Genomic DNA, 23502 nt, shown 5'->3' on the forward strand with positions numbered 1-23502 from the left:
TGAAAGGAATACCCCATGAATTTTGAACATACCGAAGACCGCCGCATGCTGATGGACAGCCTGAACCGTTTTGTGTCAGAGCAATATGGCGCAGACGTTCGCACCCAAATCGCCTATGGCGCAGAAGGACACAGCCCCAAGTTGTATGCGCAGTTGGCCGAGTTAGGAACCATCGGCGCTTTGTTTCCAGAAGAGGTGGGTGGCTTTGCAGGTGCAGGCTTTGACATCAGCGTGGTGTTTGAATGCTTGGGCCGGGGCATCGTGCCTGAACCCTTGTTGGGCGCTTTGCTGGTGGGACGTGCATTGATGCTCGCTGGCAGCGATGCCCAAAAAGAAAAGTTGGCAGCCTTGATTGAGGGCTCCGCCTTGGCAGCTTTGGCGCATGATGAACCTGGTGCGCACCACGAGTTAAACCATGTCAAGACCACGGCCCAACGAGAGGGCACGCATTGGGTGCTCAACGGCGTGAAGGGCTTGGTGAGCTTTGGTGAGAAAGCCGATGTGTTGCTGGTGTCTGCGCGTACCTCAGGAGCGACGGGCAGTGAAGCGGGTATCAGCTTGTTCCTTGTGTCGGGCCAGGCAGCGGGCATCACAGGCCGGTCGTTCAACCGCATAGATGGTGGGCGTGCATCGGAGTTGGTGTTGGACCATGTGCAAGTGCCGGCCGATGCCTTGTTGGGCGCAGAGGGTGAGGGCTATGCGGTGCTTGAGCGGGTGCGTGGCTATGCCTTGTTGGCTCTGTGTGCAGAAGCAGTGGGTGCGATGGATGTGGCCAAAGACCACACCTTGGAATACCTGCGCACGCGCAAACAGTTCGGTGCACCCATTGGCAGTTTTCAGGCTTTGCAACACCGCATGGTGGATGTGTTGCTGGAGGTGGAGCAAGCGCGTTCTGCCGTCATCAATGCAGCCGCTGCCATTGATGGACAAGATCGCGTGGCACGTGAGAAAGCGCTGTCGGCGGCGAAGTACAGCATTGGTCACATTGGCACTTTGGTGGCCGAGGAAAGTATTCAGTTGCACGGTGGCATTGGCATGACTTGGGAGTTACCCCTGTCCCACTATGCCAAGCGATTGGTGATGATCGACCATGAATTTGGTGACGAAGACCATCACTTGGCACGATTCATCGCATTGAGCCAAACACATTGAGTCAAGAGGTAGAGATGACACACGCATTGCTGACCCGCCGCGAAGGTGCTGTATTGGTTTTGTCCAATAACAACACGGCTGCGCGCAATGCGTTGAGCTTTGAGTTCTACACCGCTGTGACCGACGCCTTGCATGAGGCGGCACTTGATCCATCGGTGGGGGCCATCGTGCTCACAGGTGAAGGGGGTCACTTTTGCTCGGGGGGTGACTTGCGCCAGTTGGCCAAGCGACGTGAGCTGTCTGTGGCTGAGCGCCGCGTGCGGCTCGAAGGCTTGCATGATTTGATTCGCGCGGTGCGCGATTGCCCCAAGCCTGTGATCGCAGCCGTGGAAGGCGCGGCAGCCGGTGCCGGTCTCTCGCTGGCGATGGCCTGCGACATGTTGGTGGCCGCCAAAGATGCCAAGTTCACCGTGGCCTATGTGAAAGTCGGCCTCACGCCCGATGGCGGTGCGACGGCTTTCTTGGCCGAGTTCGTGTCTCGACAGGTGTTGACCGAGTTGTGTTTGACTGGTGCGCCTTTGAGTGGCGAGCAGATGTATGCCTTGGGCGCTGTCAATCGGCTCGTGGCGTCGGGCGATGCGCTGTCAACGGCCATCGCGTTGGCAACGGATATTTCACAAGGTCCGCAGCATGCGATGAGTCGCATCAAACACTTGTGCCGTCACGCGATGCGACATTCGCTGGAAGATCAACTCGAACTCGAAGCGCAGTCTATGGTCGAGGCCATGGGCAGTGAAGAGTCACGAGAAGGAATTGATGCTTTTTTGAACAAGCGATCCCCCAACTTCTCTCAACTACATCAGGTCAAAGAATGAGTATGACGTCTGAACAGCCAGAACATGATTTGCCACTGGCAGGCATTCGCGTGTTGGACCTCTCGCGTGTGTTTGCAGGCCCCATGTGCGGCATGGTCCTCGGTGACTTTGGTGCTGAAGTGATCAAGGTAGAACACCCAGGCCGAGGTGACGACACGCGGGATTGGGGCATACGCATTGGCAAGACTGAAACGACGTACTACAACAGCATGAACCGCAACAAGCGGTCCATCACGGTGGATCTTCAGTCGCCTGAGGGTATCAAAATCATCCACGACTTGCTACCGCAATGCGATGTGGTGATTCACAACTTCAAAACTGGTGGCGCTGAAAAACTCGGTATTGGCTACGAACAGCTCAAGGCCATCAAACCGGATTTGATTTATTGCGCCGTGGCTGGCTATGACACCAGTGGCCCCGAGGCGCGCCGACCCGGGTATGACTTGGTCATACAAGCCGAGGCTGGGTTGATGGCGCTCAATGGCGCTGCCGATATGCCGCCATTGAAGTTTGGTGTGGCCGTGGTGGATTTGATGACGGGCATGTATTCAGCCCAAGCCATTTTGGCTGCGCTGTTGCGCCGTGAACGTCGCGGTGTGGGGCAACTCATTGAGATGGCTTTGTACGACTGCGGCTTGTCTGTGTCTGGCTATTACGGCTTAGATGCTTTGCATCTCGGACATGACCCCGAGCGTTATGGCAACGCGCATCCTTCCATCGTGCCCTACGGCATGTACGAAGCCGCTGATGGCCCGCTCATCATTGCGGTAGGCAACAACGCCCAGTTCGATAAGTTTTGCCGCCATGTGATCTTGCGTCCAGACATTGTTGAGAACCCGCTGTTTGCCACGAATGTGGAGCGAGCCAAAAACCGCAAAGAGCTCGGGCCCATGCTCAAGGCTTTGATTCAGACATTCCCACGCGACGTGTTACTCGAGCGTCTGACAGCGGCTGGCATTCCATGCGGCAAAGTGGCGGGCTTGCATGAGGCACTCACGAGCGAGCGAACACGCCGAGGCCGCATGGTGCAAGACATGCCTCATCCGGTGGTGGGCAACACGCCTGTGTTTGCGCCGCCGTATCGCTTAGACGGGCAACGCTTACCGATTCGAAAAGCGCCTCCCACCTTGGGCGAAGGCACACGCGCTGTGTTGCAAGACCTGTTGGTGATGAGTGACAGTCAACTTGAGGCCTTGCAGGCAGCTGGTGTGCTGACATTGCCAAAGACCTGATGAATCAAATTTTGGAGATGCTTATGTTTTCTAAACACACGATGCCTTGGATTTTGCGATGGGTCTTGATCAGCGCTTTCCTAGGTGGCATTGCCAACGGTGTGCAGGCACAGCAGAGTGGTGCCACCGATAAAACCATCAAACTGGTGGTGCCATTCCCAGCGGGTGGGCCGACTGACACGGCCTCTCGTATCGTGGGGCAACGTTTGGCTGAACGTCTGAAACAAACCGTGGTGGTGGAAAACCGAGCAGGTGCTTCAGGCGCCATTGCAGCTGCCCAAGTGGCCAAAAGCGCACCGGACGGCAGCACCTTGATGATGTTGGCGACGCCCACCATGCTCGCGCCTCATTTCAACAAGGCAGCAGGCTATGACACCACCAAGGACTTCATGCCCGTTGCCACGGTCTATGACTTGCCGATCGTCATTGTGGTCAATCCCGTTTTGCTGCCAGACGTGACCGACTTGTCCAAGCTCATTGCATACGCCAAAGCGCAACCCAAGCCCATGAACTACACCAGCTCAGGCGTGGGCAGCTTTGGGCACCTCAGCATGGAGTTGTTGCAACAGTTGGCTGGTTTTGAAATGCAGCATGTGCCCTACAAAGGTGGTGTGCCTGCCATCACTGACACGATCGGTGGTGTGGTGCCTGTGATGTATTCAGACTTGGTCGCAGCGTTGCCGCACATCAAATCTGGCAAGTTGCGAGCCATTGCGATTGGGTCTCCTCAGCGCGTGGGCATGGTGCCCGAGGTGAAGACGATTTCTGAGCAAGGCATCAAAGGCTATGACGCTGTGTCGTGGGGTGGCCTGCTTGTAGTGAAAGGCACGCCCAAAGCAGTCGTGGATAAATTGGCCAGCGAAGTGCAAGCCATTTTGTTGGAGAAGGAAGTGCAAGACCGATTGCGCGATGCAGGTTGCATCGCCAACTTTGAGGGGCCCGTTCAAATGGGGCAACGTATTCAGAATGACTACGCCAAATGGGGGCGAGTGATTCGCGATAGAAGTGTGTCAAACGATTAAAAACAAACAGGAGACAAACATGATGGATAAAAAATCTCGCCGCCAAGTTTTGGCTACCGCAGCAATTGCACTGATGGCCATGTGTGTGGGGACGCAGGCACAAGCACAGGCCTATCCGAATAAACCCATCAAGCTGATCGTGCCCTATGCGCCAGGTGGTGCCACAGACATCATTGCGCGTACCTTGGCCGAAAAGCTGTCCGATCGGTTGGGTCAACCTGTGCTGATCGACAACCGCGCAGGTGCGGGTGGTGTCACAGGCACTGATGCCGCCGCGAAGGCTGCACCCGACGGCTATACCTTTTTGGTGACCTTGGGCACCACGGTGCTGATCAATCAGTTTTTGTATGAAAAACTGCCCTATAACCCTGGTCGTGATTTCTCACTGGTCTCGCAACTCGCTTTGGCACCTGTCACGCTGTTGGTGAATCCGAACTCTGGCATCAACAACGCCAATGATTTGAAGGCACACATTCTCAAGAACCCCAACAAGTTGTCTTATGGTTCTTGGGGCATGGGCTCCTATGCACACCTTGCAGGTGCCTATCTGAGCCAAAGCCTGTCTGCGGACTTGACCCATGCCGCTTACAAAGGCGAGGCGCCCATGTTGCAAGACTTGGTGGGTGGTCAGATCGACTTTGCCTTTGCCAGCGCGCAAACAGCCAAACCCTACATTGATGGCGGCAAGCTGCGTTCGATCGCTGTGACTGGTGAGCAGCGTATGAGTGTGTTGCCCACCGTTCCTACGATGCGTGAGCAAGGGTTCAAAGACGACATCTTCCGTGTGACGGGTTGGATTGCGATGGCCGCCCCCGCTAAGACGCCAAACGATGTGGTGCAACGCGTATCTGCAGAAGTGCGGGCCATCGTGGCGTTGCCAGAAACACAAGAGCGCATCAACAAGATGGGCTTCATGCCTGTGGGCAATACGCCTGAGCAGTTCTCTGCTGTGTACAAAAGCGAATTCCCAGTTTGGGAGCGCGTGGTGAAACTGTCTGGCGCTAAGCTAGACTGATTCTTTCATTTTCAAAATATTTGCATAAAGAAATCATCCAATGGCGAGTTCTAGTTTTTCTTGGGAAGACCCCTTCCAACTTGATGCCCAATTGACGGACGAAGAGCGTCAAGTCAAAGAGGCGGCAGCTTCTTACTGCCAAGAGCGTTTGGCCCCGCGTGTGTTAGAGGCTTTCCGTCACGAAAAAATGGACGCATCGATTTTTCGTGAAATGGGTGAGCTGGGCCTCTTAGGTGCCACGATCCCTGAGGCCTATGGCGGCGCTGGTTTGAACTACGTCTGCTACGGCTTGGTGGCGCGTGAGGTGGAGCGCGTGGACTCGGGCTATCGTTCGATGATGAGTGTGCAATCGTCTTTGGTGATGGTGCCCATCCACGAGTTTGGCTCTGAAGCCCAAAAACAAAAGTACTTGCCCAAGCTGGCCACGGGAGAGTGGATTGGTTGCTTTGGGTTGACCGAACCCAACCACGGCTCAGACCCCGGCAGCATGATCACGCGTGCTAAAAAAGTGGCAGGGGGTTATTCGCTCTCAGGGGCCAAGATGTGGATCACCAACAGCCCGATTGCCGATGTGTTTGTGGTGTGGGCCAAAGACGATGCAGGCGCGATTCGCGGCTTCATTTTGGAAAAAGGCTGGAAGGGTTTGACCGCCCCCGCCGTGCACGGCAAGGTGGGTTTGCGTGCATCCATCACTGGCGAGATCGTGATGGACGAGGTGTTTGTGCCAGAAGAAAACGCCTTCCCCGATGTGCGTGGTTTGAAAGGCCCGTTCACCTGTTTGAACAGTGCGCGCTATGGCATCGCCTGGGGCGCTTTGGGCGCTGCTGAAGACTGCTTCCACCGTGCACGCCAATACGTGATGGACCGTCAACAGTTTGGCCGCCCTTTGGCGGCCAACCAACTGATTCAAAAGAAGTTGGCTGACATGCTGACCGAAATTTCTTTGGGCTTGCAAGGCTGCTTGCGCTTAGGACGCATGAAAGATGAGGGGACAGCCTCAGTGGACTTGACGTCTATCTTGAAGCGCAACAGCTGCGGCAAGGCCTTGGACATTGCACGTTTGGCCCGCGACATGATGGGTGGCAATGGCATCAGCGATGAGTTTGGTGTCGCCCGCCATTTGGTAAACCTAGAAGTGGTCAACACCTACGAGGGCACACATGATGTGCATGCGCTGATCTTGGGACGTGCCATCACGGGCATTCCAGCATTCAGCAATTAAGCCTTAAGCGTATTCAGCCAAAGCCGCTTTCATCTTCTTCATGGCTGCCACTTCGATTTGGCGAATGCGTTCGGCGCTCACGCCGTATTCGGCAGCCAACTCGTGCAGTGTCATGCCGCCCGAGCCGTTGTCTTGCACTTTGAGCCAGCGCTCTTCCACGATGCGGCGGCTGCGTTCGTCCAACACATTGAGTGCAGCGGCGATGCCGTCAGACGCCAGCACATCGCGTTGGTGTGCGGCAATCATGGCAGTGGGCTCGTGGTTCACATCGGTCAAGTAGGCGATGGGGCCAAAGGCTTCATCGCTTTCTTCGTTGGGCGTTGGGTCGAGCAACACATCGCCGCCGGCCATGCGCATTTCCATTTCCAACACTTCTTCGGGCTTGACGTTGAGCTTGCTGGCCACGGCCTCGACTTCTTGGGTGTTGAGGCTGTTGCGATGCGTGGCTTCGGTGGCGTCGGCCTTGAAGCCTTGCTTCATCGAACGCAGGTTGAAGAACAGTTTGCGTTGGGCTTTGGTGGTGGCCACTTTGACCAAACGCCAGTTGCGCAAGATGTATTCGTGAATTTCAGCTTTGATCCAGTGCAGCGCGTAGCTGACCAGACGCACGCCCTGATCTGGGTCAAAGCGTTTGACGGCTTTCATCAAACCAATGTTGCCTTCTTGAATCAGGTCAGCGTGGGGCAGACCGTAGCCCAAGTATTGGCGTGACACCGACACCACCAAACGCAGGTGCGAGAGCACCAGCTTTCCAGCGGCTTCGAGGTCGTTGTTGTTTTTGAGTTGACGCGCAAACTCCTGCTCTTGCTCTGGCGTGAGCATGGGCAAGCGGTTGGCAGCACTGATGTAGGCATCGAGGTTGCCCAGCGACGGAACCAGTGCCCAAGGATTGGAAACGGCGAGTTGCTGTTGTGTGATTGCAGTCATTGAATTAGTCCTTTCGGATAACTAAAACGTATATTAGCACTCATGGGTGGTGAGTGCTAAACCTTGCGTATTTTAGGGGTTTACCCGTGAATCGAGAAGGTGTTGAGGTACTGTGTTTTTTAACATATACTGAATTTAATCACAGTATTTAAGGAGCCCTTTATGCCCCCCATGACCTTGGAGCGAATTGCTGTGCAGTGCTGCAAGAGCTGCGCGCATGTGCTTCATTCCGACTCTTCTGAAACCCATTTGCGCTGTGGCTTGGGCTATTACATCCAGCCGCCGCTCACGCGTAAGCAAGGCCGCATGGACAGCTACCCCGTGGTGGAGGCGCATGAGCGCTGCGGCCGCTGGCGCGAGAGCCTCCAAGGTGTTTTGAGGCGAGACTAAACCTCAGCCCAAGAGGGCATCGGCAAACTCTTGGGCGTTGAAGGTTTCGAGGTCTTCCACGGCTTCGCCCACACCAATGAAATACACAGGCACAGTTGAGCCACCTGCTGCTGCGCGGCCTTGACCCCACAGTGCGATGGCTGCCAGTACGCCACCTTTGGCAGTGCCATCGAGCTTGGTGACGATGAGGCCGGTCAACCCCAACGCTTCGTCAAAGGCCTTGACCTGAGCCAGCGCGTTTTGGCCGGTGTTGCCATCAATCACCAGCAGCACTTCATGCGGGCCAGTTTCATCGGCCTTTTGCACCACGCGTTTGATCTTTTTCAGCTCTTCCATCAGGTGCAGCTGGGTGGGCAGGCGGCCTGCGGTGTCAACCAGCACCACGTCTTTGCCGCGTGCGCGGCCTGCGGTGACGGCGTCAAAGCTCACAGAGGCGGGGTCGCCGCCTTCTTGGCTGACGATTTCTACTGTGTTGCGTGTGGCCCATACGGCCAGTTGCTCGCGGGCGGCGGCGCGGAAGGTGTCGGCCGCGGCCAGTAACACCGAAGCACCGCTGTCGCTCAAATGGCGGGTGAGCTTGCCAATGGACGTGGTTTTACCTGCACCGTTCACGCCAGCCACCATGATGACGGTGGGTTTGTGCGCACCAATGGTGAGTGGCTGTTCGAGCGGCTTGAGCAGTTGGGCGATGGAGGCGGCCAGCAAGGCTTTGACGGCCGATGGCTCAGTCGTGGCGGTGTCTTTGACGCGCTGCTTCAAGTCTTTGAGCAAATACTCGGTGGCTTGCACGCCAGCATCGGCCATGAGCAGGGCGGTTTCTAGTTCTTCATAAAGATCGTCATCAATCTTGGTGCCAGTGAACACCGTGCTGATGCTTTGGCCTGTGCGACGCAGGCCGTGGCCCAAGCGAGCCATCCAGCTCGCGCGGGGGCGCTCCGCTGGCATTTGTTGTGGGGGGGCTTCGGATGAGGCAGCGTTTGCGGATGCCGCTGTGTTGCTGCTCTTGGCGTCTGCCGCAGGCTGATCAGCGTTTTTTTTCTTGAAGAAGCTAAACATGTGTGGGGGTTTCTAGAATCGGTCCATTCTATGAAAACCCGCACACCCAAATCTTTCAACACCCCTCCCGCCAAACCTGTCGCCGAGAAGCGACACAAAGGTGCTGGCGAGGTGCGCATCATTGGTGGCGAATGGCGCCGCACCAAATTGCCCGTGGCCCTTAAGCCTGGCCTGCGCCCCACGCCCGACCGTGTGCGTGAGACCTTGTTCAACTGGCTTGGTCAGTCGCTCGTGGGCTGGCGCTGTGTAGATCCATTTGCGGGCACAGGCGCCTTGGGTTTTGAAGCTGCCTCGCGCGGCGCGGCCCATGTGCAGGTGTGCGAGCTTGACCCTGCTTTGGTGGCGCAGCTCAGCACCCAAGTCAATCGTCTCAAGGCCAACAATGTGCATGTGTTGCGTACCGATGGCGTGGCTTGCTTGAGGCAGCTCAGTGCTGCGAGCGTGGACTTGATCTTCATTGATCCGCCGTTTGATGGCGCGTTGTTTGAACCCGCCTTGCAAGCGGCTGTCAAAGCCGTCAAGGTCGATGGGTATGTGTACCTCGAAGCACCTGTGGCGTGGACGGATGAGCAGTTAGCGCCGATGGGTCTTTCGCTGCACCGTCATCTGAAGGCGGGGGCGGTGCATGCGCACTTGCTGCGCCCAATTGCATAATCAGAATCGATTCTTAGAAAGACACAGGAGCATCGCATGTCCAAGCACGTTGTCGCCATTTACCCCGGCACCTTTGACCCCATCAGCTTGGGCCATGAAGACATCCTGTTGCGCGCCGCAGCGATGTTTGACAAAGTCATCTTGGCAGTGGCCACAGCGCACCACAAGAAGACCTTGTTCACTTTGGATGAGCGCATGGACATGGCGCGCGAAGCCATGGCTGCGCACCCTCAAGTGGAAGTGGTGCCTTTCACGGGTTTGGCTCGCGATTTTGTGCGCAGCCACAACGCCACCGTGATGGTGCGCGGTGTGCGTACTGTGACCGACTTTGACTACGAGTTTCAGCTCGCTGGCATGAACCGCGAACTGATGCCTGAGGTTGAAACCGTATTCCTCACGCCCAGCGCCAAATACCAATTCATCTCCAGCACCTTTGTGCGTGAAATTTCATTGCTGGGTGCAGGCGACGATGGCAAAAACTTGGTGTCTGCGGGCGTCTACAAGCGTCTGTTGGCCAAGCGCGCCGCTCAGTAAGCTTGGTTGCTGAAACTACTTCAGTACCGATAGCTCGTATCGCTTGCACAGATCGCCATGACTGACTTTTTGCTCATTCGCCACGGCGAGACCGCGTGGAACCGCGAGCTGAGGTTTCAAGGTCAGTTGGATGTGCCATTGAATGACATGGGTTTTGAACAAGCACAACGTTTGAAAACTCGCATGGTGCAAGCTTTGGGCGAATGGCAAGCGCAGGGCCGTGTACCCACCCGACTCATCAGCAGCGACTTACTTCGTGCCCAGCAAACGGCCCAACCTGTGGCCGAAGTGTTGGGCCACACCTGCATCTTGAATGCAGGTTTGCGTGAACAGTGCTACGGCATGTTTGAAGGCATGCGCAGCTCCGACATTCAAGCCCAATACCCTGAGGCTTGGCAGCGCTGGTTGGCCTTTGATGCAGACGATGCGGTTCAGGGTGCTGAGAGCACACGAGTCTTTCACGACCGTGTGATTGCCACGCTACAAGACCTTGCCCAGCAATACGCCGGTGAGCATGTGGTGGTGGTCACGCATGGCGGCGTGCTCGACATGGTCTGGCGTCATGCGCAGGCCTTGTCGCTCAGCGGCCCGCGTGTGTGTGACATTCCTAATGCTGGGCTCAACCAAGTGGCTTGGCGAGATGGTGGGCTGCACATAAAGCTCTGGGCCGATGCAGCGCACTTGGCCGATTTGCCTGATCAGCCTGTGTACAGCCAAAAGCGTTTGCTTGAGGCACGTGAGCAACTAACCCCACAAACACATACCAACGGTGTGGCCTAAATCGCTGCGGGATAATTGGCTTTTACTTAGCCCACTGACGGATTTTTTATGGCCTTGATGATCACCGACGAATGCATCAACTGCGATGTGTGTGAGCCCGAGTGCCCGAACGAAGCTATCTTTCTGGGGCCCGAGATTTACGAAATCAACCCCGACAAATGCACCGAGTGCGTGGGCCATTTCGATGAGCCTCAATGTGTGCAGGTGTGTCCCGTGGCGTGTATTCCCGTCAACCCTGAACGGGTCGAGGGGCGCGATGCGTTGCTGGCGAAGTTTCGGTTGTTGCAGCAGGCCGCACAATGATTCAACCTCGGGATTGATGCTAGGGGCTAGCGTTAGCAGGCACCGCTTTGGCGGTGCTTTTCTTTTTGGGTGCAGTTGGGTCCACGGCGGTGAAGTAAGGGCTGTTGGGTTGACGGCTGTGCTTGCCGTGGCGTTTGGGGATGTTTGTGAGCGACTCGTGACTCACGGGGTTTGCAGGCGCTAGAGGGAGCGTGTTCAGCCTGATCGGGGCGGATTGCGCCGCTTGACGCTCGGATTGCACGCGTTGTTTTTCGAGAGATTGCGCTTCGCGCAACTCATGGGTAGCGATGTTGTTTTTGTCTTGTCCAGTGGTGTGCAGCACCGAGCTGGGTTTAACTTCTGTCGCTGCTGTGTTCGCGCATTGGCTGGATGTGCTGTAGGCCTCACCGCAGCGGTAGACCGTATCGGCTAAGGCTGTTGAGTTCATGAGCGTTGCCATGAAAAACATGGCAGCCCAAAGCTCAGGTGCGCTCATCCCCTTTGGCTTGTGTTTTTTCAGCATCAGCAGCTCCCGCTTTCTCAGTGCCAGGCAGCGTCGCTGGCCGAGGTGGTTTGGGCCGGGGCGGCTTGGCGGTGTGAATCATTTGCGTGGCTTTCACCATGTCGCCCGCAAGCAAATGCGGCAAGGCCAAGCTGGTGCGTGTGATGCAGTCCTCAATGGCGGTGCGTTGGTCAGGTGCTGGTTTTTTCAGCACCCAATTTGCAACCTCTGATTTCACACCGGGGTGGCCAATGCCAATGCGCAGTCGCCAGTATTGGTCTGTGCCGAGCTGTGCATGAATATCGCGCAGGCCATTGTGGCCCGCATGGCTGCCGCCGAGTTTGAGTTTGGCTTCGCCGGGCGTGATGTCCAACTCGTCGTGCACCACCAAAATTTCTTGCGGCTGAATTTTGAAGAAACGTGCCAAAGCTCCCACCGACTTGCCTGAGAGGTTCATGAAGGTTTGAGGCTCGAGCAGCCACACGTTTTCGCCTTTGACAGATGTACGCGCCACCAAGCCATGGTACGAACGATCGGGCTGGAGTGAGACTTTGAGGTCACGCGCGGCGGTATCCACCCACCAAAAACCTGCGTTGTGCCGCGTGGCTTCGTATTCAGTGCCAGGGTTGCCCAGGCCAACAATGAGCTTGATCATGTGTGAATTATCAATGAGTGTGCACCAATGAAAACGGCCCACCGAGGTGGGCCGTTGCAACAATCTACAAAGAGATTATTTTTTCTTTTTATCGTCAGCAGCTTCGGCAGCGGCAGGTGCTGCTTCTTCTTTCGTTGCAACAACAGCCACCAACACGGGGTTGGATTTGCCGTGTGTCACAACAGTCACGCCTGCGGGCAAGGTGATGTCGTTGACGTGCAAAGAGTGACCTTTGGTCAAGCCGCTCAAGTCCACAGCGATGAATTCGGGCAAGTCTTTGGGCATGCAAGAGACTTCCAATTCAGTGGCGATGTGGTTGATCAAGCAGTGGTCTGCTTTCACAGCGGGAGAGTTCTCTTCGCCAGAGTAGTGCACAGGCACTTTTTTCTTCATCTTGGTGTTGCCATCGATGCGTTGGAAGTCGATGTGCAAAACGAGTTGCTTGTAGGGGTGGTATTGCACGTCGCGCAACAACACTTCGGTTGTTTTGCCGTTCAATTCCATTTGCAAGACAGAAGCGTGGAAAGCTTCTTTCTTCAAAGCGTGCCACAAAGCGTTGTGATCGATTTCGATCAATGAAGGTTCAGTAGCGCCACCGTAGACGATGCCAGGTGTACGACCAGTGATACGCAGACGGCGGCTCGCACCCGTTCCCTGCTTAGCGCGCTCAAAAGCGACAAATTTCATAATTAACTCCAGTAAGAACCCACCGCGACCAGTGTGGCTCCAGTTTTAAAAATAGGCTGCATGAATGCAGCCCGGGGTCGATGTTCGACGACTTGAACGCTGCTGTTAGAACAGCTGGTCTTGGTCGGAGAACAAACTCATGACCGACTCACCGCTGGCAATGCGTTGGATCGTTTCGGCGATCAACGGAGCCACAGTGAGTTGGCGAATTTTCTTGCAGGCGCGGCCAGCTTCGCTCAAAGGAATGGTGTTGGTCACCACGACTTCGTCGAGGGCATCGCCTTTGGCAATGCGTTCAATCGCAGGGCCAGAGAAGATGGGGTGTGTGCAGTAGGCGTACACCTTCTTAGCGCCACGTGTTTTCAAGACTTCAGCGGCTTTGACCAAAGTGCCGGCGGTGTCGATCATGTCGTCCATGATCACGCAGTTGCGGCCTTCGATGTCGCCAATGACGTTCATCACTTCAGACACGTTGGCTTTGGGGCGACGCTTGTCGATGATGGCCAAGTCGCAACCGAGTTGCTTGGCCAATGCACGAGCACGCACCACGCCACCCACATCGGGTGACACAACGATCAAGTCGTCGTAGTTCTTGGTGCGCAAATCGCCCAACAAAACAGGGGAGGCGTAGATGTTGTCAACAGGGACGTTGAAGAAGCCTTGGATTTGGTCAGCGTGCAAGTCCATGGTCAACACGCGGGCCACGCCTGCTGTTTGCAGCAAGTCCGCCACAAGTTTGGCAGAAATTGGCACACGGCTTGAACGTGGGCGGCGGTCTTGACGGGCATAGCCGTAGTAGGGGATGACCGCGCTGATGCGCTCTGCTGAGGCGCGCTTCAAAGCGTCGACCATGATCAGCAATTCCATCAAGCTTTCGTTGGTGGGAGCGCATGTGCTTTGCACCACGAACACATCGCGGGCGCGCACGTTTTGGTTGATTTCAACGGTGACTTCACCGTCAGAGAAGCGACCCACATGAGCTGCGCCAACTTCGATGCCGAGGTGGTTTGCAATTTCGGCAGCCAAAGTGGGATTGGCGTTGCCAGTAAATACCATGAAGTCGGGGGTGTGGGTCGACATAAGTGCTCTTGAAAGAGTTTGGCAGGGGATCGAGGACTCGAACCTCGGAATGCCGGAATCAAAATCCGGTGCCTTAACCAACTTGGCGAATCCCCTACACAGGTCAAGCGCTTTGCAGCGACCAACCGTTAACTTTCGCTAGCTGCCCATCCCGCTTGCGGATGAACTGCCAGATTGCTGCATATCCGCATTTGCCAGTTGTGTGGGGCTGAATCAATCAACGCGCCACTAGTTAGCTGAGCAAATACTGCGCTGCCAGAACCGGTCATGCGTGGGCTTAATCCGTGAGAGCCGAGCCATTGAAGGGCTTCGGTGATCTCTGGGCACAGCGCCTGAGCCACTGGCTGCAAGTCATTACGGCCGAAGCCATAAGGATCAACAGCGAAGACCGACATTGTAGCAGTTTCTGTGGCCCGTTCCAACTCTGGATGGCGAAAAATTTTTGCAGTCTCCAAACCAGAGTTGGGTTTGACCACGGCAAAGCGCGTTTTAGGTAGCTCAATGGGGGTGATTTTTTCGCCAATACCCTCCACCCAAGCGTTGTGGCCGCCCAAGAAAAACGGTACATCTGCGCCTAAAGCCAACCCCAAAGGCATGAGCTTAGATAAAGGCCAGTTCAATCCCCACAGCCGATTGAGGGTCAGCAGCGTGGTGGCAGCATCGGATGAGCCGCCGCCCATGCCGGCTTGGGCGGGGATGTGTTTTTCAATCGCTATGTGTGCGCCCAAAGACGTCCCGCTGGCGCGTTGCAACGATTGCGCGGCGCGCATAACCAAGTCGTCTGGGGGCAGTGTCACATTGAGGTCTTCACGCTCAATCACGCCGTCGTCACGCACATCAAAGTGCAGCGTGTCGCACCAGTCAATCAGCATGAAGACCGATTGCAGCAAGTGATAGCCGTCGTCACGCCGCCCTGTGATGTGCAAAAACAGGTTGAGCTTGGCAGGTGCTAAGACGTTGTGGAGCGAGCGCATGGTTTACGGGTCGATTTTGATACGCAGCGTCACTTCGGGCGCTGGTTCTGTACGGCGTGCAGACAGTGAGCCTTGTGACATGTTCGATAAATCGGCCTGCCAGCCCGTGGCATTGATCTGTTGGCCTTGAAGCCATCCAAAGATGGCTTCAACGGGCAATGCTGCGCCTGTGGTTTTTTCTGTGAGTTCTGCCAGTGAGTTGAAGTACTGGTGCTTGCCGCCATCGCTGAGTTGCACTAACTGCGGTGTCCATTGCAGTGCGCCAAGTGTGGTGCCTAAGGGGGAATACAAATCTAGCTCGCCATTTTTCGCATCGCCGCGCAGTAAAAAACTAGCGCTCATGGAGGAGGGGGCATCGCCCAATACTTGCACGCTGATGCGGCCTTGCCATTCAGGTGCGTTGACTTGCTCTGCGCTGAAAGGCTTGGTTGTGCGGTTAGGCGTGGTGCAGCCAGTCAGCAAGGTACCCATCAGCAAAGCAATCCACCAAACGCGCATGGTTTACAGCGCGGGTTTGAGGCGCTGCAAGGTTTCTTGCAAAGTCTCGTTGTTGGGGGCTGTGTTCAAGCCTTCGCGCCAAACTTTGAGGGCTTCGTCTTGGCGCTTCATCTTCCATAGCACTTCGCCCAAGTGAGCGGCAATCTCAGCGTCTGCACGGTCTTTGTAGGCTTTTTGCAAATGGCTCAGTGCAGCACCTAAGTTGCCCAAGCGAAACTCCACCCAACCCAAGCTGTCGGTGATGAAGGGATCGTCAGGTGCAAACGTCAGGGCTTTGACAATGAGCTGCTTGGCTTCTGGCAAGCGAATGTTGCGGTCCGCCAGTGAGAAACCCAAGGCGTTGTATGCGTTGTAATAGCTGGGGTTTTGCGCAATGACATGACGCAAAAGTTTCTCCATTTCGTCCAGCTTGTTGAGCTTTTCGGCCAGCATGGCTTGCTCGTAGATCAAGTCGATGTCATCACCGTGATTGGCTGCTAGCAAATCAAAGGCAGCTTGCCATTGACGGTGGTCGCGCAACAGTTGAACTTCGGCAAGTACACGGTTGCGTTGTTCGTCGGCGCTATTGGCTGGAATTTGATGAATCAGTTCACGCGCTTCACCCATCTTGCCTTGCCGTGCCAACAACGCAGCACGGCGTGTTTGGGCTTGGTTTAAGCCTCGGGTGCTGGTGTCGGTTGGGGTAGTGGTGGCAAGGTTGACGTATCGAGCCAGCGAAGCTTCGGCTTCTTGGTCTTGGCCCTGTTCAAACTGCAACGATCCCAGCACCAGCCAAGCATCTGCCAGCTTGGGATTCTTGCGCGTGATGGCTTGCAGTTTTTCAGTCGCTTCTGGGTAGCGTTCGAGTTCGATCAAGACGCGTACATAGCTCATGGCCATTTCGGTACTGTCTTGTTGACGCAAACCTTGTTGTACCAAGGCCTCAGCATCTGTGACTTTCTTGCTCATCAGCTCCATGGCGAGCAACAGCGGACCTTGAGCCTTCTTGTCGGCCGCAAGGCCTTTTTTGACAGCGTCAAGGGCTGCAGGTATCTCATTGCTCGCCAAGCGCATGCGACCGATGCTTGTCCATGCGATAGCGCCTGTGGAGGTGCTCTTTGTCAGATACGGATCAAGTGCTTGCTGTGCGACTTGGGTGGCACTTTTCTTGTCTGTTACACGCGCATAGTGCCGAGGAATAAGGTTGATGCTGGTGTCTCGTTCGGCATCAGGTGCGAGGCTGATTTCTTTTTTGAGTGGCTCTAAGCTCTCAGACACTTGGTTCAGAGCAATCAAAATTTGCAGCAATTGGTTGTTGGCCTTACGGTCTTGGGGCCATGCGTTCGACCACGCGCGAGCAGCCATTAAGGCGCCATCACCTGAACGGGCCTGTAGCGCGATTTCTACGGCACGGTCATACAGTTGCACATCGTTGGATTTGCGTGCTGCATCCAGCAGCAGCGAGAACCCAGCCACAGCTTCGCCGTGACGTAAATTCATTTCGCCGAGCAGAATTTCATAAAGCAACTCGCCGGTCATGGCGGAGTTCTCGACCTTCTCGGTTGCATCGGTTTTGGCGTAACTGAGGACAGGCGTAGCGCAAGACGCAGCCGTTAAAAGCGCCAGGCGTAAGGCCCAAAGACGTGCAGCAGACAAGGGGAATTTCATGCCCGCATCATAATCGCTGACTAATTTTTTCTGCCCACCCATGCCTGAATTGCCCGAAGTCGAAGTGACCCGTCTGAGCTTTGCCGACCGCATTGCGGGTGCGCGCGTGATTGGGGTGCGTGTGGGCAAGCCACTGCGCTGGCCTTTGGGGTGCGAGCCCAAGTCGCTGATTGGTCGTCGTGTACTGGGTGTGCGCCGCCGTGGCAAATACTTGCTGGTTGATCTCGACGATGGCCTGTTGCTGTGGCATTTAGGCATGTCAGGTAGTTTGTTGTTTGGCAATGACCGTAGCGCACCACAAGCCCATGACCACTTTGATTTAGACACCACGCAAGGTCTCTTGCGTCTGAACGACCCACGCCGATTCGGTGCGGTGGTGTTTGCGCCGAGCGAGCAAAGTGCCGAGGCCGTCAAGCTGCTGGGCCACTTGGGCGTGGAGCCTTTGAACGGTGGTTTTGCGCTGGATGCGTTTCATGCAGGTTTGCGCAAACGCAAAGCGCCCATCAAACAAGTGCTGTTGGCTGGTGAGCTGGTGGTCGGTGTGGGCAATATTTATGCGTCTGAAGCGTTGTTCTTGGCAAGTATTCGCCCCACCACACGCGCTGAGTGCATCAGCCGTCCGCGTGCAGAAAAGCTGCGCTTAGCTGTGATGGACGTGTTGGCACGTGCGGTGAAAAAAGGCGGCAGCACCTTGCGCGACTTCTCAGCCGCCGATGGCAAAAACGGCTACTTTCAACTCGAAGCCCATGTGTACGACCGTGCGGGCGAGCCCTGCCGCGTGTGCGGCACAACGATCCGCCGCATTCAGCAAGGGCAGCGCTCAACTTATTACTGCCCCGTGTGCCAAAAACCATGACGAAGAAAAACAGTTTTGGCGACACCGTGGTGGCGTGGCAGAAAAAGCATGGTCGCCACGACCTACCGTGGCAAAACACGCAAGACCCCTATGCCGTGTGGCTCTCGGAAATCATGCTGCAACAAACGCAAGTGGTCACGGTGCGCGAATACTTTGCACGTTTCATGGCGCGTTTTCCTACCGTGGCTGATTTGGCTGCGGCACATCAAGACGAAGTGTTGGGGCTATGGAGTGGTTTGGGTTACTACAGCCGCGCCCGCAATATGCATCGTGCAGCGCAAGATGTGGTGGCGTTGCATGGTGGTGTGTTTCCACGCAGTGCTGAAGCCTTGCAAACCTTGCCTGGCATTGGCCGATCTACCGCAGCGGCCGTGGCCTCGCTGTGCTTTGGTGAGCCCATTGCCATTTTGGATGGCAACGTCAAACGCGTGCTCACACGTTATTTGGGTTTCAAAGACGACTTGGCATCATCGAAGGTCGAGAAAGAGCTCTGGGCCATCGCTCAAACCATGTTGCCTCAGCGCGATGTGACAAACGCCATGCCTCGCTACACCCAAGGCGTGATGGATTTGGGGGCGACCGTGTGTACGCCTAAAAAACCGCAATGCGCACAATGCCCTGTGTCCGATGCGTGCGTGGCCAAGGCCGAAAGCCAGCCCGAGGCCTATCCTGTCAAAACACGCAAACTTAAACGAACGTCTGAGCAGTTGTGGTTGTTACACGCTGTCACAGCCGATGGCGATGTGTGGCTCATGCAACGTCCGCAAACTGGGGTTTGGGCGGGCTTGTATTGCTTGCCAGTGTTTGAGAGTTTTGAAGCTTTGCTGGCAGCTTTGCCTGCCAAGTACCGCACACAGCTGCACGAAGGCACGGTGTTCAAGCATGTGCTGACGCACAAAGATTTGCACTTACATCCGGTTCAGCTGAATGTGCCAAGTGCTGTGAAGTTGGACGCGGCGATGGGTGAGGGGCAGTGGGTAGCTCATGCCGATTGGCCCGCGCTGGGCCTGCCAGCACCTGTGCGCAAATTGCTGACGAATTAAGGCGCGATGTCGAGTTCGCGGTGACGCTTGAGCGTGACCCACTCTTTGGCAAAACGCTTAGACAGCAACTCCACCAAATACACCGAGCGGTGTTGCCCACCGGTGCAGCCAATGGCCACGGTCACATAGCTGCGGTGGTCAAGGTTGAGGTCAGGCAGCCACGTGTTCATGAAGTCTGAAATTTGGCTGGCCATTTTTTCTACTGCGCCGTGTTCGGCTAGCCAATCAGCCACGGGCGCATCACGCCCAGTGAGTGGCCGCAGAGCGGGTTCGTAATGCGGGTTGGGCAGCATGCGCACGTCAAACACGTAGTCAGCATGCACGGGAATGCCGCGCTTGAACGCGAAGGATTCAAACATCAACGTCAGTTGCGTGGCCGGAGCCGAAATGAGTGACTTGATATAGCCCTGCAACTTGCTGCTGCGCAACAAGCTGGTGTCGATGATGTGTGACTCTTCGCGCAGCTCAGACAAGAGCTCACGCTCGTGTTCAATGGCCTCGACCAAGTCACGTTGTTGATCGCGAACCACATCTTGGCCATCTTGGCGCGATAGTGGATGGCGGCGGCGTGTTTCTGAAAAACGGTGCACCAAAATTTCAGTGGTGGCATCCAAAAACAACAAACGCACATCCACGTCCATTAAGCGCAAATGTGCCAGCTGTGCAGGGACCAATGGCAAGGAGTTAGCGCTGCGCACGTCCATCGCAATGGCCACTTTGCTGATGCTTTGTTGCTCTTCCAGCTGTACAAACGGCAGCAACAACTCAGGTGGCAGGTTGTCCACACAGTAGTAGCCTGCATCTTCTAGGGCGTTCAAGGCCACGGACTTGCCTGAGCCCGACATGCCTGTGATGAGCACCAGTTCTTGTTTCATTTTTTACCCGTTTTTGCAGAGGTTTGTAGCATCTCACGCGCATGGGCGAGGGTGGTGTCTGACACTTTTTCGCCGCCCAACATGCGTGCAATTTCGTTCACTCTGGCATCGGCTCCAAGCGCGGTGACTTGACTGGATGTGCCCTGCGCATCGCTGTGTTTGGATACCACCAAGTGATGGTCCGCGCACGCAGCGACTTGCGGCAAGTGGGTCACAGCCAGCACTTGACGGTCTTTGCCGAGTTGTTTCATCAAGCGGCCCACCGTCTCGGCCACAGCACCGCCCACGCCCGAATCGACCTCGTCAAAGATGAGGGTTTGCGCCGTGCCCAGCTCGCTGGTGGTCACGGCGATGGCCAAGGCAATGCGTGACAGTTCGCCGCCCGAGGCCACCTTGCCCACAGGTCGCGGCGTGCTGCCGGGGTGGCCTGCCACCAAGAAGGTGATGCTCTCCAGCCCGCTGGCTGTGGGTTGTTCGGTCTTGTCGAGTTGCACCTCAAAGCGGCCGCCTTGCATGCCCAAGCCCTGCATGGCTTGGGTGATGGCGGTGGCCAGCTTGGGCGCAGCTTGTGTGCGGGCTTGCGAAATTTTGCGGGCTTCTGTTTGGTACGTGGCAGCAGCTTTGGCTTCTGTGGCCTCAAGCGCTTCAAGGTCTGTGGCGGCATCGAGCTGCGTCAAACGAGTTTTCCACTCTTGGTACAAAGCGGGCAACTCTTGGGGTGTGCGCTTGAAGCGACGCGCCAACGACATCCACAGAGACATGCGGTCGTCGAGTGTTTGTAAGCGTGCGGGGTCGAGTTCGGTGCGGCCCAAATAAGCGTTGAGCGAATGCGCCACATCACCTGCTTGCGCGAGGCTAGAGGCCAGCACGTCGACCAACGATGTGAACTCAGGCTCCACATCGGTTTGGTCTTGCAACGTGTCTTGGGCTTTGGCCAGCATGCGCAGCGCACCGCTGTCGTCGTCTTCCAGCGCTTGAATGGCGGCATGTGCGGCATCCATCAGGGCTTGCGCGTTTGACAGGCGCGTGTGTTGGCTGTTGAGCTCATCCCACTCGTCTTCGGCGGGATTGAGTTTGTCAACCTCCGTGATCTGCCATAACAAACGCTCACGCTCTTCTTGTAATGTGGCTTGGGCGGTGCGTGCCTCGTGTAAGGCTTGGGTGGCTTGACGCCAGTGTGTCCAGGTTTGCGTGAGGCCTTGCAGGTTCACGCCCGCATAGGCGTCGAGCAAACCACGGACCGCTTCGGGTCGGGTCAGGCTTTGCCATGCGTGCTGACCATGAATATCCAAAACCATATCGCCCAAGGCGCGTAGCTGGGTGGCGGTCGCAGGGCTGCCATTGATCCATGCGCGGCTTTTGCCTTGTGCGTCAATCGTGCGCTTGAGCAGCAGCTGGCCGTCGCTGGCAATGTCGGCAAAGCCTTCGTCATCCAGCCACTTCACGATCTCTGGCGTGGTGTCGAACTCGGCACAAATTTCGGCGCGGGCTGCGCCTTCGCGCACCACGCTGGTTTCAGCGCGTGCACCCAGCACCAATTGCAGGGCGTCTATCAATATCGATTTGCCAGCACCGGTCTCGCCGGTGAGCGCAGAAAAGCCGCTCGACAAGTCGAGGTCCAGTTCACGCACGATCACAAAATCGCGCAAAACGATGTGCTGCAAACTCATGCCACGCCCTCGTTCCAGTGCAGTTTTTGACGCAAGGTGTCGTAATAGCTCCAGCCACGGGGGTGCAAGAAAGTGGCGTGGTAGTTGGATCGCTTCACAGTGATGCGGTCACCAATCAAGAGCGACGCGAGCGACTGCATGTCAAAGTTGGCGCTGGCATCGCGGCCCGCCACCAGATCAATGGTTACTTCGCCCGTGTCGGCCAGCACGATGGGGCGGTTTGACAGGGTGTGCGGCGCAATCGGGGCCAGCACCCACGCAGGCAAAGAAGTGTGCAGCAATGGCCCGCCCACAGACAGTGAATAAGCGGTGGAGCCCGTGGGGGTGGCGATGATCAAACCGTCGGCGCGCTGGTTCGCCACAAAGCGGCCGTCCACCGCCACGCGCACTTCCAGCATGCCGCTGGTCGCACCACGGTTGACCACCACGTCGTTCAAGGCCAGTGCGTTGAACACGCAATGCCCATCGCGCCAGACCTTGGCGCGCATCAGGGCGCGACGGTCTTCTTCATAACCGCCTCGCAGCATGGCCGAGAGCGTGTTTTGAACTTCATTGAGGGGGATGTCGGTGATGAAACCCAATCTACCTTGGTTGATGCCAATCAGTGGGACGTTGTGTGGCGCCAGCTGCCTTGCATAACCGAGCATGGTGCCGTCGCCGCCGAGCACAATGGCCAAGTCACACGATTGGCCAATTTCTTCAATGCTCATCACGGTGTAGCCACTCAAGCCTGCGCCTGAGGCTGTGGCGTGTTCAACCACGACATCACAGCCTAGGGTGTGCAAGAACTGCGCAATGCCCTCAAGCGTTTGACGGGAAGAGGCGTTGGAAATCCCGACCGATTGGTGGTATTTCCCGAGCAATGCAATGTGCCGAAATTTCGATTTCATGGGTAAATTACATCATTAAAATTCGCCAAAGATTCAACATGCTAGACGATCGCGCCAAGTTATTGCTCAAAGCGCTGGTAGAGCGCTACATTGCCGACGGGCAACCCGTCGGCTCGCGCACGTTGTCGCGTGCCAATGGCATTGAACTCTCGCCCGCCACCATCCGCAATGTGATGTCTGATTTGGAGGAGTTGGGCCTGATTGCCAGCCCGCACACCTCGGCGGGCCGCATTCCCACTGCCTTGGGCTATCGCTTGTTTGTCGACACCATGTTGACGGCAGAGCGCAGCCAACTCCAGACCCCCACTTTGGCCCCAGATCAACCGCACAAGGTGATTGCCAATGCGGCACACCTCTTGTCGGATTTATCCCAGTTTGTGGGTGTGGTTATTGCGCCTCGTCGCAGCTCGGTGTTTCGCCATATCGAGTTTTTGCGCTTGTCGGACCGCCGCTTGTTGGTGATCATCGTCTCGCCTGAAGGCGACGTGCAAAACCGCGTGCTGTTCACCGAGACCGACTACACCGCATCACAGTTGGTGGAAGCTTCCAACTACCTTAACCAACATTTCGCAGGCATGGCGATTGAGCAAGTGCGCGAAAAGCTTTTGGCAGAAGTCGAGTCATTGCGCGGTGAAATTGCCACCCTCATGCAAGCGGCGGTACAGGTGAGCACCGAGGCTCTCACCCAAGCGCAAGACGATGTGATCATCAGTGGTGAACGCAACTTGTTGTCGGTGAGCGATTTCTCCAGCGATATGGGTAACTTGCGCCGTGCCTTTGATTTGTTTGAACAAAAAGCGCAGTTGGTGCGTTTGCTAGATAGTTCAGCGCAGGCCGAAGGCGTGCGTATCTACATCGGTGGCGAAAGCAAAATTGTGCCTATGGAAGAGCTGTCAGTGGTGAGTGCGCCGTATGAAGTAGACGGGCATGTCGTGGGCACGCTCGGTGTGATTGGTCCCACGCGCATGGCTTACGACCGCATGATTCAAATCGTGGACATCACGTCCAAGCTTGTGAGCAACGCCCTGAGCCACAAGTAAGTGC

The 23502-nt window shown here is 56.2% G+C and carries 26 protein-coding genes and 1 tRNA gene; 14 read left to right on the top strand and 13 right to left on the bottom strand.

From position 1 onward, the window contains the following. Nucleotides 1–15 precede the first annotated feature (15 nt). The 6 genes from QMG27_RS03205 to QMG27_RS03230 are packed head-to-tail and all read left to right on the top strand — an operon-like array spanning nucleotide 16 to nucleotide 6458. Nucleotides 16–1152 carry an acyl-CoA dehydrogenase family protein gene (locus QMG27_RS03205; RefSeq protein WP_281813134.1) on the top strand — a complete coding sequence of 379 codons (1137 nt, stop codon included), beginning with the start codon at nucleotides 16–18 and terminating at the stop codon, nucleotides 1150–1152. Between the two features lie 14 nt (nucleotides 1153–1166). After that, the gene (locus tag QMG27_RS03210) at nucleotides 1167–1967 is read left to right on the top strand and encodes an enoyl-CoA hydratase (protein ID WP_281813136.1); all 801 of its coding nucleotides are present in this window, start codon (nucleotides 1167–1169) and stop codon (nucleotides 1965–1967) included. 2 nt (nucleotides 1968–1969) lie between these two features. Continuing rightward, nucleotides 1970–3199 carry a CoA transferase gene (locus tag QMG27_RS03215; protein WP_281814496.1) on the top strand — a complete coding sequence of 410 codons (1230 nt, stop codon included), beginning with the start codon at nucleotides 1970–1972 and terminating at the stop codon, nucleotides 3197–3199. Nucleotides 3200–3222: 23 nt separating this feature from the next. Continuing rightward, nucleotides 3223–4221, top strand: coding sequence for a tripartite tricarboxylate transporter substrate binding protein (locus QMG27_RS03220; RefSeq protein ID WP_281813138.1), 999 nt, complete (start codon nucleotides 3223–3225; stop codon nucleotides 4219–4221). A gap of 19 nt (nucleotides 4222–4240) precedes the next feature. After that, a complete protein-coding gene (locus QMG27_RS03225; RefSeq protein WP_281813140.1) occupies nucleotides 4241–5236 on the top strand; it encodes a tripartite tricarboxylate transporter substrate binding protein in 996 nt (331 codons plus the stop codon). Nucleotides 5237–5276: 40 nt separating this feature from the next. After that, entirely contained in the window at nucleotides 5277–6458 is a 1182-nt protein-coding gene (locus QMG27_RS03230; RefSeq protein ID WP_281813142.1) for an acyl-CoA dehydrogenase, read from the top strand. 3 nt (nucleotides 6459–6461) lie between these two features. Here QMG27_RS03230 and rpoH read toward each other — a convergent pair whose 3' ends face one another. Next, a complete protein-coding gene (gene rpoH / locus QMG27_RS03235; RefSeq protein ID WP_281813145.1) occupies nucleotides 6462–7385 on the bottom strand; it encodes an RNA polymerase sigma factor RpoH in 924 nt (307 codons plus the stop codon). A gap of 162 nt (nucleotides 7386–7547) precedes the next feature. On the opposite strand from rpoH, the gene QMG27_RS03240 reads away from it, so the two are divergent. Continuing rightward, nucleotides 7548–7775 (top strand): hypothetical protein, encoded by a 228-nt coding sequence (locus tag QMG27_RS03240; RefSeq protein WP_281813147.1) that lies wholly within the window; start codon nucleotides 7548–7550, stop codon nucleotides 7773–7775. A 3-nt stretch (nucleotides 7776–7778) separates the two neighbouring features. Here the strand turns inward: QMG27_RS03240 and ftsY are convergent, their stop codons facing one another. Further along, nucleotides 7779–8831, bottom strand: a complete 1053-nt coding sequence (ftsY, locus tag QMG27_RS03245) for a signal recognition particle-docking protein FtsY (protein ID WP_281813150.1) — start codon at nucleotides 8829–8831, stop codon at nucleotides 7779–7781. A gap of 30 nt (nucleotides 8832–8861) precedes the next feature. Between ftsY and rsmD the strand changes: the two genes are divergently transcribed. From rsmD to QMG27_RS03265, 4 genes are read left to right on the top strand one after another with little or no spacing between them, the layout of a single operon-like run. Then, nucleotides 8862–9485 carry a 16S rRNA (guanine(966)-N(2))-methyltransferase RsmD gene (gene rsmD, locus QMG27_RS03250; RefSeq protein ID WP_281813152.1) on the top strand — a complete coding sequence of 208 codons (624 nt, stop codon included), beginning with the start codon at nucleotides 8862–8864 and terminating at the stop codon, nucleotides 9483–9485. 36 nt (nucleotides 9486–9521) lie between these two features. Then, nucleotides 9522–10019: a pantetheine-phosphate adenylyltransferase gene (gene coaD / locus QMG27_RS03255; RefSeq protein ID WP_281813154.1), complete on the top strand. Its 498-nt coding sequence runs from the start codon at nucleotides 9522–9524 to the stop codon at nucleotides 10017–10019. A gap of 57 nt (nucleotides 10020–10076) precedes the next feature. After that, nucleotides 10077–10799: a histidine phosphatase family protein gene (locus QMG27_RS03260; protein WP_281813156.1), complete on the top strand. Its 723-nt coding sequence runs from the start codon at nucleotides 10077–10079 to the stop codon at nucleotides 10797–10799. Nucleotides 10800–10847: 48 nt separating this feature from the next. After that, nucleotides 10848–11102, top strand: coding sequence for a YfhL family 4Fe-4S dicluster ferredoxin (locus QMG27_RS03265; RefSeq protein ID WP_281813158.1), 255 nt, complete (start codon nucleotides 10848–10850; stop codon nucleotides 11100–11102). Nucleotides 11103–11121: 19 nt separating this feature from the next. Here the strand turns inward: QMG27_RS03265 and QMG27_RS03270 are convergent, their stop codons facing one another. The 8 genes from QMG27_RS03270 to QMG27_RS03305 form a co-directional block, all read right to left on the bottom strand. Continuing rightward, a complete protein-coding gene (locus QMG27_RS03270; protein ID WP_281813160.1) occupies nucleotides 11122–11577 on the bottom strand; it encodes a hypothetical protein in 456 nt (151 codons plus the stop codon). After that, nucleotides 11564–12238 (bottom strand): aminoacyl-tRNA hydrolase, encoded by a 675-nt coding sequence (gene pth, locus QMG27_RS03275; RefSeq protein WP_281813162.1) that lies wholly within the window; start codon nucleotides 12236–12238, stop codon nucleotides 11564–11566. Before pth ends, QMG27_RS03270 begins: the two co-directional genes overlap by 14 nt. A 75-nt stretch (nucleotides 12239–12313) precedes the next feature. Beyond that, nucleotides 12314–12925: a 50S ribosomal protein L25/general stress protein Ctc gene (locus QMG27_RS03280; RefSeq protein WP_281813164.1), complete on the bottom strand. Its 612-nt coding sequence runs from the start codon at nucleotides 12923–12925 to the stop codon at nucleotides 12314–12316. A 105-nt stretch (nucleotides 12926–13030) separates the two neighbouring features. Further along, the gene (locus QMG27_RS03285) at nucleotides 13031–14005 is read right to left on the bottom strand and encodes a ribose-phosphate pyrophosphokinase (RefSeq protein WP_281813166.1); all 975 of its coding nucleotides are present in this window, start codon (nucleotides 14003–14005) and stop codon (nucleotides 13031–13033) included. A gap of 19 nt (nucleotides 14006–14024) precedes the next feature. Continuing rightward, a tRNA-Gln gene (locus tag QMG27_RS03290) sits at nucleotides 14025–14101 on the bottom strand. 32 nt (nucleotides 14102–14133) lie between these two features. Next, nucleotides 14134–14979 (bottom strand): 4-(cytidine 5'-diphospho)-2-C-methyl-D-erythritol kinase, encoded by an 846-nt coding sequence (ispE, locus tag QMG27_RS03295; protein ID WP_281813169.1) that lies wholly within the window; start codon nucleotides 14977–14979, stop codon nucleotides 14134–14136. A 3-nt stretch (nucleotides 14980–14982) separates the two neighbouring features. Further along, on the bottom strand, nucleotides 14983–15477 hold the full coding sequence (locus QMG27_RS03300) for a lipoprotein insertase outer membrane protein LolB (protein ID WP_281813171.1): 495 nt from the start codon (nucleotides 15475–15477) through the stop codon (nucleotides 14983–14985). 3 nt (nucleotides 15478–15480) lie between these two features. Continuing rightward, a complete protein-coding gene (locus QMG27_RS03305) occupies nucleotides 15481–17124 on the bottom strand; it encodes a tetratricopeptide repeat protein (protein WP_281813173.1) in 1644 nt (547 codons plus the stop codon). A gap of 40 nt (nucleotides 17125–17164) precedes the next feature. Here QMG27_RS03305 and mutM point away from each other — a divergent pair, with 40 nt between their 5' ends. Together mutM and mutY are read left to right on the top strand one after the other, a co-directional pair. Further along, nucleotides 17165–17980, top strand: coding sequence for a bifunctional DNA-formamidopyrimidine glycosylase/DNA-(apurinic or apyrimidinic site) lyase (mutM, locus tag QMG27_RS03310; protein WP_281813176.1), 816 nt, complete (start codon nucleotides 17165–17167; stop codon nucleotides 17978–17980). After that, entirely contained in the window at nucleotides 17977–19023 is a 1047-nt protein-coding gene (mutY, locus tag QMG27_RS03315) for an A/G-specific adenine glycosylase (RefSeq protein WP_281813180.1), read from the top strand. The genes mutM and mutY overlap by 4 nt, the downstream gene beginning before the upstream one ends. Here the strand turns inward: mutY and rapZ are convergent. The 3 genes from rapZ to QMG27_RS03330 are packed head-to-tail and all read right to left on the bottom strand — an operon-like array spanning nucleotide 19020 to nucleotide 22458. Beyond that, nucleotides 19020–19898 (bottom strand): RNase adapter RapZ, encoded by an 879-nt coding sequence (gene rapZ / locus QMG27_RS03320; RefSeq protein WP_281813183.1) that lies wholly within the window; start codon nucleotides 19896–19898, stop codon nucleotides 19020–19022. The genes mutY and rapZ overlap by 4 nt on opposite strands. Next, nucleotides 19895–21568 carry a DNA repair protein RecN gene (gene recN / locus QMG27_RS03325; protein WP_281813185.1) on the bottom strand — a complete coding sequence of 558 codons (1674 nt, stop codon included), beginning with the start codon at nucleotides 21566–21568 and terminating at the stop codon, nucleotides 19895–19897. The genes rapZ and recN overlap by 4 nt, the downstream gene beginning before the upstream one ends. Then, entirely contained in the window at nucleotides 21565–22458 is an 894-nt protein-coding gene (locus QMG27_RS03330) for an NAD kinase (protein ID WP_281813187.1), read from the bottom strand. The genes recN and QMG27_RS03330 overlap by 4 nt, the downstream gene beginning before the upstream one ends. Nucleotides 22459–22496: 38 nt before the next feature. Here QMG27_RS03330 and hrcA point away from each other — a divergent pair, with 38 nt between their 5' ends. Beyond that, a complete protein-coding gene (gene hrcA / locus QMG27_RS03335) occupies nucleotides 22497–23498 on the top strand; it encodes a heat-inducible transcriptional repressor HrcA (RefSeq protein WP_281813189.1) in 1002 nt (333 codons plus the stop codon). The last annotated feature ends 4 nt before the right edge of the window (nucleotides 23499–23502 follow it).

This window comes from Limnohabitans sp. MORI2 (assembly GCF_027925025.1).
Taxonomy (GTDB): Bacteria; Pseudomonadota; Gammaproteobacteria; order Burkholderiales; family Burkholderiaceae_C; genus Limnohabitans.

What these genes read in the sequence shown, in the direction of transcription:
- QMG27_RS03215 (WP_281814496.1), top strand. Translation starts at nt 1,970, where the DNA reads ATGACGTCTGAACAGCCAGAACATGATTTGCCACTGGCAGGCATTCGC.
- QMG27_RS03270 (WP_281813160.1), bottom strand. Translation starts at nt 11,577, where the DNA reads ATGAGCGCACCTGAGCTTTGGGCTGCCATGTTTTTCATGGCAACGCTC.
- QMG27_RS03265 (WP_281813158.1), top strand. Translation starts at nt 10,848, where the DNA reads ATGGCCTTGATGATCACCGACGAATGCATCAACTGCGATGTGTGTGAG.
- pth (WP_281813162.1), bottom strand. Translation starts at nt 12,238, where the DNA reads ATGATCAAGCTCATTGTTGGCCTGGGCAACCCTGGCACTGAATACGAA.
- QMG27_RS03220 (WP_281813138.1), top strand. Translation starts at nt 3,223, where the DNA reads ATGTTTTCTAAACACACGATGCCTTGGATTTTGCGATGGGTCTTGATC.
- QMG27_RS03305 (WP_281813173.1), bottom strand. Translation starts at nt 17,124, where the DNA reads ATGAAATTCCCCTTGTCTGCTGCACGTCTTTGGGCCTTACGCCTGGCG.
- coaD (WP_281813154.1), top strand. Translation starts at nt 9,522, where the DNA reads ATGTCCAAGCACGTTGTCGCCATTTACCCCGGCACCTTTGACCCCATC.
- QMG27_RS03300 (WP_281813171.1), bottom strand. Translation starts at nt 15,477, where the DNA reads ATGCGCGTTTGGTGGATTGCTTTGCTGATGGGTACCTTGCTGACTGGC.
- QMG27_RS03205 (WP_281813134.1), top strand. Translation starts at nt 16, where the DNA reads ATGAATTTTGAACATACCGAAGACCGCCGCATGCTGATGGACAGCCTG.
- QMG27_RS03330 (WP_281813187.1), bottom strand. Translation starts at nt 22,458, where the DNA reads ATGAAATCGAAATTTCGGCACATTGCATTGCTCGGGAAATACCACCAA.
- mutY (WP_281813180.1), top strand. Translation starts at nt 17,977, where the DNA reads ATGACGAAGAAAAACAGTTTTGGCGACACCGTGGTGGCGTGGCAGAAA.
- QMG27_RS03210 (WP_281813136.1), top strand. Translation starts at nt 1,167, where the DNA reads ATGACACACGCATTGCTGACCCGCCGCGAAGGTGCTGTATTGGTTTTG.
- QMG27_RS03230 (WP_281813142.1), top strand. Translation starts at nt 5,277, where the DNA reads ATGGCGAGTTCTAGTTTTTCTTGGGAAGACCCCTTCCAACTTGATGCC.
- rsmD (WP_281813152.1), top strand. Translation starts at nt 8,862, where the DNA reads ATGAAAACCCGCACACCCAAATCTTTCAACACCCCTCCCGCCAAACCT.
- mutM (WP_281813176.1), top strand. Translation starts at nt 17,165, where the DNA reads ATGCCTGAATTGCCCGAAGTCGAAGTGACCCGTCTGAGCTTTGCCGAC.
- rapZ (WP_281813183.1), bottom strand. Translation starts at nt 19,898, where the DNA reads ATGAAACAAGAACTGGTGCTCATCACAGGCATGTCGGGCTCAGGCAAG.
- QMG27_RS03285 (WP_281813166.1), bottom strand. Translation starts at nt 14,005, where the DNA reads ATGTCGACCCACACCCCCGACTTCATGGTATTTACTGGCAACGCCAAT.
- QMG27_RS03240 (WP_281813147.1), top strand. Translation starts at nt 7,548, where the DNA reads ATGCCCCCCATGACCTTGGAGCGAATTGCTGTGCAGTGCTGCAAGAGC.
- ispE (WP_281813169.1), bottom strand. Translation starts at nt 14,979, where the DNA reads ATGCGCTCGCTCCACAACGTCTTAGCACCTGCCAAGCTCAACCTGTTT.
- rpoH (WP_281813145.1), bottom strand. Translation starts at nt 7,385, where the DNA reads ATGACTGCAATCACACAACAGCAACTCGCCGTTTCCAATCCTTGGGCA.
- hrcA (WP_281813189.1), top strand. Translation starts at nt 22,497, where the DNA reads ATGCTAGACGATCGCGCCAAGTTATTGCTCAAAGCGCTGGTAGAGCGC.
- QMG27_RS03225 (WP_281813140.1), top strand. Translation starts at nt 4,241, where the DNA reads ATGATGGATAAAAAATCTCGCCGCCAAGTTTTGGCTACCGCAGCAATT.
- recN (WP_281813185.1), bottom strand. Translation starts at nt 21,568, where the DNA reads ATGAGTTTGCAGCACATCGTTTTGCGCGATTTTGTGATCGTGCGTGAA.
- QMG27_RS03260 (WP_281813156.1), top strand. Translation starts at nt 10,077, where the DNA reads ATGACTGACTTTTTGCTCATTCGCCACGGCGAGACCGCGTGGAACCGC.
- QMG27_RS03280 (WP_281813164.1), bottom strand. Translation starts at nt 12,925, where the DNA reads ATGAAATTTGTCGCTTTTGAGCGCGCTAAGCAGGGAACGGGTGCGAGC.
- ftsY (WP_281813150.1), bottom strand. Translation starts at nt 8,831, where the DNA reads ATGTTTAGCTTCTTCAAGAAAAAAAACGCTGATCAGCCTGCGGCAGAC.